We start from the raw sequence: 14,866 nt of genomic DNA, 5'->3' as shown, positions 1-14,866 counted from the left end.
ACAGCAAATGTCTTGCAAAGGATGATCTTTATGGTGGCATGGCGTCCCAACCTGTTCATTAAAATGGTGGCAATCCTGCTCTCGCTGATTGCCGCCACACTCTTATTCTACGGATCATCCTACCGTAAGGATGTCGGAGTCATTACAAGTCAGATCAAAACCACCGACCTGAATCATCTGGAATTTCTGACCCAGCAGATGGATAACAACATCAACCAGCTGGCGGGCAGCATGTATGCCCTGCAGCGAGACCCCACCATCCGTGATTATGAGCAGATTACGCAGCTGGGCCATCTTATTGATCCCGCCCAGACGATTATGACGGTGCTTGAGAAGCTGTCCCTCCAGACCAGCTCCAGTACGTGGGAGAACCGGATTGTCTTGTACAAGCCCTTCAGCGGGGAGACCTTGGGCTCGGATTCCTCGCTGTCCTTCGATGTCTCTGTCCTGCACAAGCCGCTCCCGGCGGGCTGGGAGTATATCTCGGAGGATCGGGCCGGTGCGGAGGCAGGCTTCCGGCTGCTCTTATCGGACCCTGCCCAGGCAACAAGCCGGCCGCGCGAGGCGCAGCTGCTGATGTCCATGTATTTACCGGTCTCCAATATTGAACGGATGTTCGATGCCTACCAGTCGCAGAACACGGGGGACACCTTCCTGTACCATCCGTCATTCGGCGTCATCCTCTCGCGGAGTTCGGACCGGCAGATGGCGGAGCAGGTCAACGCGGCACTGAATATCACGGCCGGGAAGAGTACCTCCGACATCTTCGATCTTAAGCAGGGCAGCTTCCTGGTCAGCTCGGTGCCCTCCTCGGCCATCGACTGGCAGGTCGTGCATTATTCACCGCTGAAGGAGATTCTTGAGCCGATCCGCAGCAGCCGCTCTTCTTTCCTGACAGGATCGGCTATCCTGCTGGTGATGAGCCTGCTTTTCTCCTTGCAGCTCTACCGCCAGGTGCAGCGTCCGGTGAGCCTTCTGCTGCGTTCGCTCAACCGGATGAAGGAAGGGCGCTGGTCTACCCGTATCCATACCCGGACCAACCCGGAGTTCACGCTGCTTAATGAAGAATTTAATGACATGGCCGAGAAAATTCAGTCGCTGATCGAGCAGGTCTATCTGGAGCAGCTCCGGGCCAAGGATGCCCATCTGAAGCAGCTTCAATCACAGATCAATCCGCATTTCCTGTACAACTGCCTGTTCTTCATCAAGAGCAAGGCTGCCATAGGAGATACCGAGTCCGTGGAGGCGATGGCACTCAGCTTAGGCGAATATTACCGCTATATCACCAGGGTCGATCATTCCCTCACCACCCTTCAGGATGAGCTGAAGCTGCTGGAGAATTACCTGAAGATCCAGAACCTGCGGAAGCAGCGTATCTGCTACGAGATGGATATGGAGAGCGAGCTGCTGGACCTGCACATTCCCCGGCTGCTGATTCAGCCGCTAGTAGAGAATAGTATCATTCATGGCATTGAGCGAAAAATCGGCCCGGGCTCCATCCGGATCACCGGCCGCCATACTGAGGAAGCCATTCTCATTACCGTCGAGGACAACGGCGCCGGTATGACAGAGGAAGCCATTGCCGCACTTCAGGCGAGTATCAACGAAACTACGCGTGAGGATGGAGGCTGCGGGCTATGGAATGTCCAGCAGCGTCTCAAATTACATTACGGTGAGGCTTCCGGCCTGATGATTGCCCCTTCACCGGAAGGCGGTCTAATAACAACTCTCCGTATGGAGAAGAAAGAGGAACCTGATGCACCAAATTCTATTGGTTGACGATGAACCCTATGTGGTCGATGATCTGTCCATTTCGATTCCCTGGGCGGAGATGGGCTTCGGACAGGTCCACAAGGCTTATTCCGGGTATGAGGCGCTGGAGCTGCTCCAGCGTCATCCCATCGATATTGTAGTCACAGATATCAATATGCCGGAGCTGTCCGGCACCGAGCTGATTGCCGCCATCCGCAAGCGCTGGAAGCATATCCGGGTGGTCATGCTGACCGGCTATGCGGAGTTTGAATATGCCCGCAAGGCCATTGAGGAGCAGGCCAGTGCCTATCTGCTTAAGCCGATAGCCAATGACCAGCTGATCGCCGTCATCGGTAAGCTGCAGGAGAAGCTGCGCAGTGACTGGGAGGCCTGGTCCTCCCACCAGCGGACGATGCAGACCTTCCGCGAGCATCTGCCCATTCTGCGGGACCGCCTGCTCGGGGAGCTGCTGCAGGGACGGAAGCTGCCCGGGCCGCAGCTTCAGGAGCGGCTGGACCAGTTCGACCTGCCGTTCAGGGCCGGACAGCCGGTCTGTCTGGCCGTGGTCCGTCCTGAGGAATTCTTCCGCCGCCAGGATATGCACAGCATGCTGCTGTTTGAATATGCAATCATTAATATCGCCCAGGAGCTGTTCCAGGACCGGTTCCTGATCTGGTCCTGCAAGGATGTACATGACTATCTCGTATTCCTGCTGCAGCCCAGGGAGGATCTTGAACATGGCGGCAATCCGGGAAATGAGGTGGCCCAGGCTGCCTATCAGCTGCAGAATCATGTCAGTACCCTGATGGGAGGCGGCCTGTCCGTGGTGACCACCGGCTGGGGAGACTTCCCGGATCAGGTCTACACTCTCTATCAATCCGCCATCTCAGCCATCCGCCAGCATATCGGCAGCGAGACCGGCATCTATCTCGATACTACGGATAACAGCAGCTCCCAGCCCGTGGAGATTCTCCAGCCGCTGTATGAGCCTCCGCTGCTGTTCCACATGTTCGAAGCGAACAACTGGCAGGGCATTGAAGACAAGCTGAACGCTATCGTATCGGAGCTGATCCACAGTCCCGAGCGGTCACTGGAGCATATCCAGGAAGCCCGTCTGCACTTGGAGACGGCCTTCTATTACTTCGCCCACAAGAATAACAAGCTGCTGAGCGAGATTGTCGGCAATCCGCTGCTGGAGCAGGCTCCCTTTCAGACGCCGGACAAGCTGCGGGAGTGGGCCATGGAGGTTATCCTTCTGCTGAGAGAGCATACGGATTCCGAACGGCGGAACAGCCGGACCGTGCTGATCCGCAAGGTCCATGAGTATATCAACCACAATCTGCACTATGTCTCCCTACAGGCCATCGCCGACCATGTCCAGATGCATCCGGTCTATCTCTCCAAAATGTACAAGCTGGAGACCGGCAAGCGGATCAGCGACTACATCAGTCAGGTAAAGATGGAAAAAGCGGCGTATCTGCTTATCCATACGCCGCTCAAAATTTATGAAGTTTCCTCGGAGCTCGGGTACTCCAACGCCCATTATTTCATCAAGCTCTTCAAGGAATATGCGGGGATGACCCCGCATGAATACCGTGACCGGGCGCTGTAATTCCGTCAGCCTGCGAAGGTAAGCTCTACCTCATGGGCGAAGCCGTCATCTACGGCCGGTACCAAGCCGTCCTCCAGTACCCGGCCGTCCAGCATCAGGCGGGCCGCCCCATCCTGCATGCGGTGGAAGCCCTCCGGCTTACGGACCTGAATCCGGTAGGAGGAGCTGCCAAGCTTCAAGGTGTAGGTAAGCTCCGTCTGCTCTTCCCGCAGCACCGGACTCAGGGCTATGCCCTGCTCCGTATATTCAATACCCAGCGCTTCCATCAGCGAGAGGGTGAGCCAGGTCGAGGTGCCGCTAAGCATCGGACCGATGTTCTCACCAGTCTCGCTGTTGTTGTATTGGGTGCAGAACCGCGGATTCCCGCAGACGGCAAACGGATCATCCATCGTCTTGAACGGCATAATCCGGTCCAGCAGCCAGTAGCCCAGGCGGCAGAGCTCTGCTGCCAGATCCGGGCTGGATACTTCCTTGGCCCCCTTGAACATAGCCGCAGCAGCCATCATGCAGGCATGCTTGAATACGCCGCCGTTCTCGCGGTCACCCGGGAAGTATTCATCCGATGCCGTGTGCGTGGATACCCGGCCCAGCGCCACCGGCGAGACCAGCTTCATGCCGTAAGGCGTCATCAGATGCGCCTTCATGGTGTCCAGCATCACCGCGATCTGATTCTCATCCGCACAGCCCGCCAGAATGCTCCAGCTGAACGAATTCAGGAAGTACGAGCCGTCCTTCGCCGGATCGGAGGACATCCCGTCCCCGGCAGCGCCAAGATACGTATATTCTCCGTTCGGATAGCGGTTGAACAGCACGCGGGCGAAGAAATCGCCCTTCCAGGCATGCTCCTGGATGCGTTCGCGCAGCTTGGCTCCGAAGCCGGTCAGCTCATCTGCATACGCCTGCTCGCCTTTGCGGGCGGCCAGAGCGGACAATTCATCGACCGCCACCTTCAGCAGGAAGGCGTTCATGACGCTCTCGGAATAATCACTCTCGAGCGAATCCCCGAAGACACCGCCGGCCTCCAGCTGCTTCCGGTAGAGAGCTTCCTTGGCCGGGCCGTTCAGGTAGGTGTCATCGAGCTTCAGACAGTCGTTCCAGTCAGCGAAGTCGAGCAGCGGCAGGCCGTGGCGTCCGATCGAGATCTGTCCGGAATAGACAATAATCGCCTTCAGGGTCTCGAATACCGGCCGTTCTGTGTCCGTGCCTGCTACCGGACAAGACTCATCGAGGAACTCCGAATCTCCGGTCAGCATGACATAACGGTAGACAGCCTGGATCAGCCATAGCGCATCATCGGACCATTTGCCCGGCTCTTTGCCGGCCCAGAAGAAATTGTGATACGCATACCCCAGCTCGAAGACCATGCTGGTCCATTCTTTCAGCAGGCTCTTGACGAGACCGCCCCGGCCCATCCCGACGAAATAATACATCGAGGCATACATATCCTGAATTTCACGGAAGCCGATCTCCCGGTAGCCCTTCTGGGTCTGACAGAAAGAACGGGAGACAAAGCTCTGGTAGAGCACCTGAAAAGGCAGATTACGGTTCACGAACTGGTCGAAATCCGCGTCCCCGGAGGATACCTGCAGGAACCTGGAGTAATTCCGCACGAACTTCAGGGATTGCGCCAAGGCTTCTTCCGCCGAGCTGCGGCTTGTGAAGCGGGCGATCAGCGCACCTACCTCTTCCTCCAGTACCGTATCGCTCCAGGATGCACCGCTCTTGTCGGAGACAAGGCCCGTCAGCTGGTCAACTGCTGCCGTGGCTCCGGCAGCAACCTGAATCTCCCCCGCTACCGCGAAGAAGCCCGGCCCCTTGCGGTGCAGAATGCTGCTTAGCTTCAGCGCGCCGGATGGGCGGTGAAGCGAGCCGGTGCCGACGAACTCATTGTAGCTGACGCAATATTCGCGGGGCAGCACCGGTCCGTCTTCCCCGTGGATGATCATCGTGTGGAAGCGCAGATCATGACGCCCGCCTTCCGGGTAATAGTCAGGGCTGATTGCAGCCACGGCACCATCAGCGTCCTGCAATACGCCGCCTTGCATAATAACATTGCTATACAGCACATCCTCGAATAGAGCGCCCGGTGCTGCCGAGCCGAACATGCCCGTGTACACCAGACGAAGCTGGCGGCTGCTCTCTCCATGGTTCGTAATCGTAACGCGCTGCATCTCGGTCGCCAGCGGCAGACCCTCAGCATGCGGCAGAATGAAGATGGTGCGCGTAATCTCAAGTCCGCCAGACAGGCGGTACGTGATGATGGTTACATTCTGTGAATGGCGGCAGACCGCCGATTCAATACCTTCTCCGCCCGGATCAGCGGAATAGAAGATCTGCTTCCCGTCCTCGAACAGATAGAATTGACGGTTGGCCGGGAAGCCGTTCTCCTCCTGGCGCATATCCCAGCGGGTCGCCAGCACCTGGGTAGCCGCATGGGAACGGAAGCTGCCGCCGCCAAGGCGGTCTACCACGCTCTTCGGTGTAGTCTGGAGCGGATGAGGGAACTCCAGCCGGTTGCCCAGCAGCAGATTGACCGCGAAGTGCGGACCCGGAACGGGGGAACGCAGGTCAATCACATGCTCGCCTTCAGCGTTAAGGGCACCAGCCCAGCCCGGTGCAGCCTGAAGCTGCGCCAGTGCCGCGATTGCAGCCGCCTCCGGTATAGCTATTGCCTGTTCCTGTCTTCCGGCATGGCGGATATGCAGGGATAGCTCCGTACCTGTATCATTCACGGTGAACAGCGCCGATGCGCCAGTCTCCTTCGGCAGCAGCGCTGCCACCTCCGGGAGCTTAAGCAGCTCCTGAATGGCAGGCAGCCGAAGCGGAAGTCCTGCTACGCCAACAGCCCCGATGCACCTGGAATCCGTGAAGATGGCGCTTAGCTGGCCGCCCTCGTCTATCCGGTCTGCGAATGCCTGTCTCAGGATATCTTCAGGCGAAGCAGCCGCTGCTCTTGCGGTATTGAATTTCAGCATCATGAATGGTTCTCCTCTTTTCCTGTTTTCTATTGGATGATACTCATTCCCTGTTATGTATACTCATTGGGCCGAAGGATTGGGGAAGGTTCTGGACAAGCATGAAGAACGGTTGCCCGTTCTCCATGTAATGATTATAGAAGTGTATGCGGCCAGTCTAAATACCAAATCGTAAGCCTGAATAACAAAATCCAAAGCATGTTCAAGGTGCTTAAGGTGCAGCTGCTGTCCCGTTATTCGTGAGCACAATATCATCCACGTCCACCGTCAGATGCCCGGTGCCGCCATCCTTGATATCCCCCAGCTCGAAGGAAATGCGGCCGATGGAGGTGCTGCCTCCGGCAACATCGAATTCTACGGTATATTCCTGATATTCACTGCCCAGATCAACAATTTTGCTCGTATACCCGTGCCAGTTGTAATTGTCTGCTACATCCAGCCAGCCGATGCTGATATTCATTTTGCGTTCAGCCGATGCCTTGGCCTTGAAGGTAAGTGTATAATGATTGCCTTCGTTGTAAGCGACTCCCTCATAAAAGACCTGCCGGTCCCAGGTGTTCGTGCCGGTGGAGCCCACCTTGATCTGCAGCGCTCCATCCACATTGTCAATGGCTAACTCCCCGTTGTCAGAGGAGTAGCTGCTCCAGCCCTTAAGCGGCTCTGAGAAGTCCCCGTTCGGAATCAGATTCTCCCCGTAAGCCTCACCATCCAGCACCGGGCTTACCTGAAGCAAGGAGATATGGCTCAGGTTGACCATATGCGCTCCCAGCTCTTCGGTGATCTTGCCCAGACTGAACTGGAGCACCGCTGCGGGATCCGTTGCCGGGGCAGTGAACAAATATTCATAGTGTCCGCCGTCTTGGCTGAGTCTCAGCTCCTGTTCCAGATAAGGAGTCCAGTTGCCATCCTCAGTCCCGTCATGCTGAACCAGCGCTTTAATATCCCGGCCTACCGAAGCATCCGCATCGAAGCGCAGCAGATATTTCTTGCCCTGCTCTACCGGGATGCCCGCTTGCTTCACCTGTGCATGCCAAGCCTCCGTTCCAGTTCCGCCGAGGCTAACCTGCAGTTCTCCATACACAGCCTTCATTACAGTGCTCTTCCCCGGGTCATTGTCATCCCAGTCCTTCTTGTATAGCGTCCAGTTGTCGGTGGAAGCGTCCTTGAAGCTGCCGTTCACCACCAGCTCGCGGGACAGATCCAGCCAGGCCAGATTGTAGCCGCTGCCGCCAAGACGGATGTAATAGCTTCCCGCAGGCAACTCCAGTGGTGCTCCAACGATCGCCCGGTAGGACTGAAGCCCTCCGGTATCGCCTACTGCCGTGCTGTAGACAGATTCCGTCACCACATTCTGCTTGCCGGCATCCAATACGGACAGGGTAAGCTCCGAATCCGCGCGCACACTGGATACGCGGGTTACCGGAATAATGCTGCCTGCCTGTGGCAGTACCACCTTGTATTCCACATAGTCGCCCTTATCCATGTCCGTAATATCCTTGCCGCCTTCACCGCTCGGAATCAGGCCGGTTCCTGAGGCTCTCCAGAACTGGTCTCCGCGCAGATGCAGGTAGTTAGTGAGCACTGGCGGATCGGTCATCCGTACCAGACGCACATTGTCAAGCTCGGTCTGTCCCGCAGCTGCGCCCAGAAGGAACGATAATGCAGCTTCCGTGCCGGACCCGCCGGACAGCTCAATTTCTGCTGTATAGCTCTTCCACTCCGGTGTCAACGTGAAGGTGGTTCCGTCAGGATAGACCGTCTGTCCACCGCTGCTTGCCAGCTTAATGCCAAGCGGCTGCGCCTCGGCCGATCTCGCATCGAAGGCAAGCTGGTAGACGGCTGCCGCCGACACAGGAATTCCTGCCTGGGTCAGCGTCACATCCTCCGGCGATCCTCCGGCCTTCTGCACGTCCGCCCGGAATTCCCGCTTCATCATCGGCAGGGCAAGTGTATTGGTTACACTAGCCTTCGCCGCTGCTTCCGAGCCCTGCCTAACGGCAAAGCTCCAATATCCGAGCCGCGCTTCTCCCAGATCGAAGCCTCCGTTATAGATCAGGTTGCCATCAGCAAGCGGGGTGCGTACTACCGGCGGTGCTTCTGTCTCTACCACTCTTACATTCGCGAAGTAGGCGGAAATGTTGTTCAGACCCAGATTGAATTCAAAGCGGGCATTATTGTCCGAAGCCTTGGCCATTGTGAAGCTGTACTCATACGGCTGCCAGTCCGGTGTAAGCTGGAAATTGCGCTCCCCGGAATAAGCCGTCCATCCGCCGCCGAATTCGGTCAGCTTGCTCATCAGCGGCCGGGCTGCGTCCGCTTTGGCATCGAAGGTTACCTTGTAGGCTTTACCCCGCTCCAGCAGCAGCGGCTTCTGCGCAAGCTGAATGGAGTAGTTCTGTTTGCCGGCCTCATGGACGGCAACCTTCACCGCCTTGCCCTTATCCTGATCATCAATGACGGAGGCTGTTCCGCTCCCGCCTTCATTCTCAATTAATTCCCAATATTCCGGCTGACCCTGGGCTGCTACAGTACCCTTGAAGTCCCCGTTGTAGATCTGATTCCCGTCTGCCAGGGCAGGACGCTGCGGGGCCGAGTGCCCCGGATCGATCGGCCGCTTGCCTGTTACATCCGGCCATTGGTCCAGGTTCTTGTACTTGTAGACCCTTACATAGTCCACATACATCTTATCCGACTTGAAGTCGGCCTTCGGATCACCCGGCCAGTCGCCGCCCACGGCCAAATTCAGAATCATATAGAACGGCCGGTCAAACGGAGCAGGATACGTATAGTAATCCGGCTGGCCTTTGGCCATCGTTCCCCAGTCTTTGGTTTCAAAATACATTTCATCGTCCACATAATACCGGATCAGGCCCGGAAGCCATTCCAGCGTGAAGTCGTGATAATCATCCGCGAAGGTCTGGCCCTCCGGCAGTACATAGGTTTTGGTCTGGGATGCGTGCGGAATGTCGTAGTGAATCGAGCCATGGACCGTTCTTGGATAGAGATCCGCCTCTGCCTTGCCGGCAACCGGTCCCGTCAATTCCATAATGTCCATCTCACCGCTTCCCGGCCAAGGTCCATACTGCGTCTCGTCATCGGTTGGCATCATCCAGATGGCTGGCCACATGCCCTGCTGAACCGGCAGCTTGGCCCGCACGGTAAATTTGCCGTAGGTCCAGTCGCCCTTCATCTTCGAGGTCAGCTTGGCTGAAGTATAATTCTTCCCGCCGTAAGCCTGCTTCCGGGCTTCCAGCTCCAGTACGCTCTGCCCGCTCTCTGTCGTAAGCGAAGCATTGTCCGGGTGATAATATTCCAGCTCGTTATTGTACACCGTGCCGGTATCCTGTACATTCCATTTGCCCTCATCAATGGCCTGGCCGTCGAATTCGTCATTCCACACCAGCTCCCATGGATTGTTCTGGGTTGGCGGAGTCGGGGCCGGCGTCGGGGTCGGCGTGGCAACAGGCGCCGCTGTCGGCACCGGCGTCGCTGGTGAAGGTGTTGAGCTTGGCGCTGGTGTGACAACACCGCCTGCACTTCCGCCGCCCGCTTGGGCCGGGGCAGTGGTAGCCTTGGCACTTGCCTGCGCTGTAGCTCCCGTGCCGGACAAGTCCCGAAGCGTCTCCCCGGACTTGAGTACCTGGCCGTTAAGCAGCACACGCTCCCCCTGGTTCTCAAGCCGGCCGATCTGCCCCCGGCTCACGATCTCTGATCCTGCAGCGCCTGCGCCGATGACCACAGTCTCTGCGCGTGAGCCCGCTCCGATCTCCACCTTCGCCGGCTTAAGCAATTCAATGCGCGCTGCGGTGCTGCCATCCTCCAGTACCATCCTTACCAGGGTGGTAAGCTTATTCAGCTTGATCTGTCCCAGGGTAGATTGGCGGAACACCACCGAATGGTCACCGCCTCCTGAGATATGTGCCGTTCCCTGCACCTTAATGCCCGAGAACGAGACTTCCCCTTCCCCTGCTCCGGCTGTGACGTAGAGATTGCCGCTGACCGGGCCGCCTTCGAGCTGCACATTCGCCCGGTTGACAATCACATTGCCGGACACGGCTCCAAGCTTCTGGCTTCCCTCGCCTGAGCTGATCCACCCGACCATCCGGCTCAGCAGCTCGGCCAGCTCGGCCCGGGTCATCTGCGCCTTGGGATTCAGCTTGCCGTCCGCATCGCCGCGCAGGTAACCGGCGTCCAGCATCGCACTCACGGCTTCCCGGGCATAGCCGCTGACCACTGCCGCATCTGACTGTGCAGCCAGCGCACTCGGGGAGCCCGCCTCCAGCGTGAATGCCCGGCTCAGCATGGTTACAGCTTCCTGGCGGGTGACCGCCGATCCCGGCTGGAACCGGCCGTCCGCGTAGCCTTGAATAACGCCTGCGGCATTCACGCGGCTTACATCCTTGCCATACCAGGAAGAAGCGCTTACATCACTGAACACAGTGCTGCCCGAATCCGAATAACGGAACACGCGGCTGATGATGGCGGCCATCTCTGCCCGTGAGACCGCTTGTCCCGGTCTGAATTGTCCTGCCTCGTCCCCTTGCAGAATTCCTGCGGCTGACAGCCTGTTCACTGCAGCCGACGCCCAGTGCTGTTTCATATCGGTGAACCCTGCCGCCCGGGCTGCATCTGCCTGTCCTGTACTTGCAGACAGCCTGTCTGCGTCTTTCCCGTTATCTGCCTGCGCTATTCCTGTAGTTCCCGGAAGCTGAATTCCTGACAGCAGCAATCCGGCAATCAGAAGCTTCGATATTCCTTTGCGGTACATCTGAACATTCCCCCTCGTGTAGAACCTTGTTGAATTCTGGCCCCGTGCCAGTCGATTTCAGTATAGGGTCCGTGTCCCGGAGACGACATACCAATTCCTTAGCCCTTATAACAAAGATGCAACTTTCGTAGTGTTGTTTTTCCAATTGTTTTTGGAGAACAGCAAAAAAGCCCAAATACCAGGCGGCTTCAAGAGCCGCCCGGTATTTGGGCACGGCGAATCTATGTAACTGTTAGCCGGTTATGAATCAGGCAATGCTCAAGAGGAGGCGTGGATTTGCGGGAAATCCTGTGCAACCTCTTCACCCGAGAACAGATCGTCAAGCGAGCTGAGCGTGCCATCCTCTTCAACCTGATACACCGACATTTTCTCGCCGTTGACCGTTAGTTCGATGAAACAGCCCCAGCAATAGAACTGGTGGGAGCCGATCTTGCCGATATCCTTGGAGTTGCAGTTTGGACACTTCATATAATACATTCCACCTATCCGTTAACAATATTAATGGCATTTTGGAGCCGTTCTTCACTCATCGCGGGAACCAGTACAGAATCCTCTCCGATAGTCATCTCTTCAGAACAAGGCAGCCATTTGCGGCCTTCGATCAAATCAGTTACAAGCCCGTCACTGATTTCCAGCGCTACTATTGTGTTTCCCAACTTTTGGTCAAAATAAACATCCGATATTCGCCCAAGCACCGTTCCCGATGCTGTAAGCACCTGCCTGTCCTTCAATTTGTTCTTTCCCAAGAGGAAAGTGTAGGATATATGGTCAGCGTCAACCTTAACAATCGACTCTTTATTGCGGATCATGACAGCATCTTCGCCATAAGCGGCAATATTATCCCATGCCACAACTTTCACAAGCCTTCCAAAAAAAGATTTACTTTCCAGTTCAATACCCGTAATATTCCAGTTTGAATCCAGTCCAATGTCGATTATTTCACCGACTTCCGTACCTTCTTCAACTTCATATACAGTGAGGCCAATCATATCTTGAAGCTTCATGGTATCCAAAGTCCCCTCACCTTAAGTATTGCATACGGGTCCCATGGGCCAAAGACCTCCCGAACGTCTGCCAGACTGCACGAAAACCTAGTCTTTTGTACGCAGCCGGTTCAAAACGGTTCCAACTTTCTGGGCCACAACCTGCATTTCTTCATTAGTATTACCCAAACCTGTACTAAAGCGAATCGCAGAGTTCAAAAGTTCTTCCGGAAGCTTCATCGCCTGCAGAACATGCGAGATTTCCAGAGATCCTGATGTACAGGCTGAGCCGCTGGCTGCCGCAATCCGTTCCATGTCCAGGTTCATCAGCAGCACATCTGTCTTGGCCCCGGGGAAGCTGATATTCAGAATTCCAGGCACCGTATGCTGTTCATTTCCGTTGATAACATATCTCTCTGCTCCGACCTGCTTGTCCAGCTCTTCCAGCAGTGTTCTGCGGAGCTCCAGAGCCTGCTCATGATGACCCGGCAGCCCTTGTACAACCAGTTCAACGGCTCTGGCGAACCCGGCGGTATGAGCCAGACTCTCCGTGCCCGCCCGCCGGCCGCGCTCCTGAAGTCCGCCATGCTGTCTTGGCATAAGCGGCGCCCCCCGCCGGACGTACAAGCCTCCAATCCCCTGAGGACCTCCGATCTTGTGGGCCGAGAAGCTCATATAGTCTACCGGCAGGTCGCGGAGCACCAGGGGCAGCGTTCCCAGAGCTTGTACAGCATCTACATGCACAAGCACACCCCGTTCGGCCGCTAATCTGCCAATCTCTTCTATAGGCTGTACAGTTCCCACTTCATTATTCACATACATTATGCTAATCAGTACTGTATCCTCGCGCAGAGCCGATTCTACATCCTCCAAAGAGACACGGCCGGTAGAATCGACAGGAAGATAGGTGACCTCGAAGCCCTGCCCTTCCAGTTCCGCGCAGGTATGCAGCACTGCATGATGCTCAACCGCTGTAGTAATGATATGTCTACCCTTGGAAGCAGAAGCATAGGCCGCCCCGAACAGGGCGAGATTATCGCTCTCCGTGCCGCCGCTTGTGAACACCCACTCCTCAGGGGAACAGCCCAAAAAGCCCGCGATTCTATCGCGCGCCCCATTTATAATTCTCTTGGCAGACCGTCCGAACTGGTGCACACTGGACGCATTGCCGTACTCGTTCAACAGCATATGATACATAACCGCTGCCACCTCCGGATGAACCGGTGTTGAGGCGGCGTGGTCCAAATAGATGGGTTTCATAACGAAATTCTCCACTTCTTGAAATTCAGGATTTTCTTAAAATATAAGAATTTATTTGTTTCACACGATAATTTATCCTTCTATTTCTCGCTGAAACGGTACCGTCCTTAAAAAGGACGGCAATGCCGTTTCCACTTACAGGACTACTAGATTATACTGCTGAACTGCCTGTTTTACCACCTGTTAATAAACACAATATTGTAACATTTGTCCATGGTTGGCGCTCCCGATCAGCCCTCTAATTCCGGCAACCGCGCGGCAAGCTGCTCCTCGGAGATCACTTCAATACCATGCAGCCGCAAGAGGGCTGTGGTCACCCCTTCTCCGGGGATTTTCCCGCCCGCAAATTCTCCGTTATAGATCCTTGAGCTGCCGCAGGAAGGGCTGTTCTCCTTAAGGACAACAAGCGTGGCAGCTAAGCTGCGTGCCTGCTCCAGCGCGGCATGCGCGCCTTCTATATACATTGCGGTTACATCATTCCCTGTTCTGTCAACCACCCGGGCCTGCCCCTCCAGCACATCTCTGCCGCTGCCGCCTATAATCTCTGCCGGTTCTCTCGGGGTAGAGAAGCCGCCCAGCAGCTCGGGGCATACTGCAACCGCCTGCCGGCTGTCCAGTAATTGCCGGATGCCCTGCTCCAGACAATCGGTTCCATTATATCTGACCTTCATTCCTGCCAGGCAGGAGCTTACGATAATCATGTGCTGCCGTCCCCCTTCGCAATCTTCAGTCTCATCTTATATAATTCTAATATAATGCTAAGACAAGCTGTTCGGTCTGTAAACCGTTAACTACCCAGGGAGGCATAGATAAAATGTGCGGAAGATATACGATTACGGTAACGCTGGAGGAGCTGATCGCCAAGTATTTCATCCGGGAGCATCCGCTCATCCAATATGCGCCAAGGTATAACGCGGCTCCGATGCAGCATATTGCTGCGGTTATTCATGACGGCACACAGAATAAGCTTGGAGAACTCCGCTGGGGGCTGCTCCCTTCCTGGTCCAAGGAGGACAAGAACGCTGCCAAGCTAATCAATGCACGCAGTGAAACGCTGCTGGAAAAGGCTTCATTCAAAGGGCTGGTGGCCTCCCGCCGCTGTGTGATTCCCGCAGACGGCTTCTATGACTGGGAGACCCTGGAAGGCGGCAAGCAGCCGATGCGGATCACGATGCGGGACGGTAAGCTGTTCTCCATGGCTGCACTGTATGATATCTGGACCAGTCCGGACGGCGGCAGAATCTCCACCTGCACGATCATCACCACCGCTCCGAACACTCTCATGAAAGACATCCATGACCGGATGCCGGTCATTCTGGATGCAGACGGGGAAGCGCAGTGGCTGGAGCGCAGCAACCGGAATATTCCCGACCTGATGAAGCTGCTGCGGCCTTACGATGCGGAACAGATGATGGCTTATCCCGTCTCCCCAGCCGTGGGCAATGCTCGGAGTGACTACCCGGAGCTGATCCGCAGAGCCGGGCCGGAGCCGGTGCAGGGCACCCTATTTTGACTG

At 56.2% G+C, this 14,866-nt stretch carries 9 protein-coding genes; 3 read left to right on the top strand and 6 right to left on the bottom strand.

Translation table 11 applies throughout. The features are described from left to right. Window positions 1-30 precede the first annotated feature (30 nt). Window positions 31-1,779 (top strand): sensor histidine kinase, encoded by a 1,749-nt coding sequence (locus MKY64_RS02525; RefSeq protein WP_340950757.1) that lies wholly within the window; start codon window positions 31-33, stop codon window positions 1,777-1,779. Then, window positions 1,757-3,364, top strand: a complete 1,608-nt coding sequence (locus MKY64_RS02520) for a response regulator (protein ID WP_340950756.1) — start codon at window positions 1,757-1,759, stop codon at window positions 3,362-3,364. The genes MKY64_RS02525 and MKY64_RS02520 overlap by 23 nt, the downstream gene beginning before the upstream one ends. Window positions 3,365-3,369: 5 nt before the next feature. Here MKY64_RS02520 and MKY64_RS02515 read toward each other — a convergent pair whose 3' ends face one another. The 6 genes from MKY64_RS02515 to MKY64_RS02490 all read right to left on the bottom strand — a co-directional run bounded on the left by MKY64_RS02515 (window position 3,370) and on the right by MKY64_RS02490 (window position 14,051). After that, complete coding sequence (locus tag MKY64_RS02515) at window positions 3,370-6,342, bottom strand: GH36-type glycosyl hydrolase domain-containing protein (protein ID WP_340950755.1); 2,973 nt, start codon at window positions 6,340-6,342, stop codon at window positions 3,370-3,372. 208 nt (window positions 6,343-6,550) lie between these two features. Beyond that, entirely contained in the window at window positions 6,551-11,107 is a 4,557-nt protein-coding gene (locus MKY64_RS02510) for a carbohydrate binding domain-containing protein (RefSeq protein WP_340950754.1), read from the bottom strand. 258 nt (window positions 11,108-11,365) lie between these two features. Then, complete coding sequence (locus tag MKY64_RS02505; RefSeq protein WP_036690502.1) at window positions 11,366-11,575, bottom strand: hypothetical protein; 210 nt, start codon at window positions 11,573-11,575, stop codon at window positions 11,366-11,368. Between the two features lie 14 nt (window positions 11,576-11,589). Beyond that, entirely contained in the window at window positions 11,590-12,111 is a 522-nt protein-coding gene (locus tag MKY64_RS02500; protein ID WP_036732295.1) for a PRC-barrel domain-containing protein, read from the bottom strand. Between the two features lie 87 nt (window positions 12,112-12,198). Next, window positions 12,199-13,350 carry a cysteine desulfurase family protein gene (locus tag MKY64_RS02495; RefSeq protein WP_340950750.1) on the bottom strand — a complete coding sequence of 384 codons (1,152 nt, stop codon included), beginning with the start codon at window positions 13,348-13,350 and terminating at the stop codon, window positions 12,199-12,201. Between the two features lie 230 nt (window positions 13,351-13,580). Further along, window positions 13,581-14,051 carry a DUF523 domain-containing protein gene (locus MKY64_RS02490; protein WP_036732298.1) on the bottom strand — a complete coding sequence of 157 codons (471 nt, stop codon included), beginning with the start codon at window positions 14,049-14,051 and terminating at the stop codon, window positions 13,581-13,583. A gap of 113 nt (window positions 14,052-14,164) precedes the next feature. Between MKY64_RS02490 and MKY64_RS02485 the strand changes: the two genes are divergently transcribed. Next, window positions 14,165-14,863 carry an SOS response-associated peptidase gene (locus tag MKY64_RS02485; protein ID WP_340950749.1) on the top strand — a complete coding sequence of 233 codons (699 nt, stop codon included), beginning with the start codon at window positions 14,165-14,167 and terminating at the stop codon, window positions 14,861-14,863. The last annotated feature ends 3 nt before the right edge of the window (window positions 14,864-14,866 follow it).

Source organism: Paenibacillus sp. FSL R7-0210 (assembly GCF_038009085.1).
GTDB lineage: Bacteria > Bacillota > Bacilli > Paenibacillales > Paenibacillaceae > Paenibacillus_AQ > Paenibacillus_AQ silagei.
Note: the sequence above shows the minus strand (reverse complement) of the source record. Positions and strands in the feature narration are given on the sequence as shown.

Excerpts from the sequence above, each read along its gene's own strand:
- MKY64_RS02525 (WP_340950757.1), top strand. The coding sequence starts at position 31 with ATGGTGGCATGGCGTCCCAACCTGTTCATTAAAATGGTGGCAATCCTG.
- MKY64_RS02520 (WP_340950756.1), top strand. The coding sequence starts at position 1,757 with ATGCACCAAATTCTATTGGTTGACGATGAACCCTATGTGGTCGATGAT.
- MKY64_RS02515 (WP_340950755.1), bottom strand. The coding sequence starts at position 6,342 with ATGATGCTGAAATTCAATACCGCAAGAGCAGCGGCTGCTTCGCCTGAA.
- MKY64_RS02510 (WP_340950754.1), bottom strand. The coding sequence starts at position 11,107 with ATGTACCGCAAAGGAATATCGAAGCTTCTGATTGCCGGATTGCTGCTG.
- MKY64_RS02505 (WP_036690502.1), bottom strand. The coding sequence starts at position 11,575 with ATGAAGTGTCCAAACTGCAACTCCAAGGATATCGGCAAGATCGGCTCC.
- MKY64_RS02500 (WP_036732295.1), bottom strand. The coding sequence starts at position 12,111 with ATGAAGCTTCAAGATATGATTGGCCTCACTGTATATGAAGTTGAAGAA.
- MKY64_RS02495 (WP_340950750.1), bottom strand. The coding sequence starts at position 13,350 with ATGAAACCCATCTATTTGGACCACGCCGCCTCAACACCGGTTCATCCG.
- MKY64_RS02490 (WP_036732298.1), bottom strand. The coding sequence starts at position 14,051 with ATGATTATCGTAAGCTCCTGCCTGGCAGGAATGAAGGTCAGATATAAT.
- MKY64_RS02485 (WP_340950749.1), top strand. The coding sequence starts at position 14,165 with ATGTGCGGAAGATATACGATTACGGTAACGCTGGAGGAGCTGATCGCC.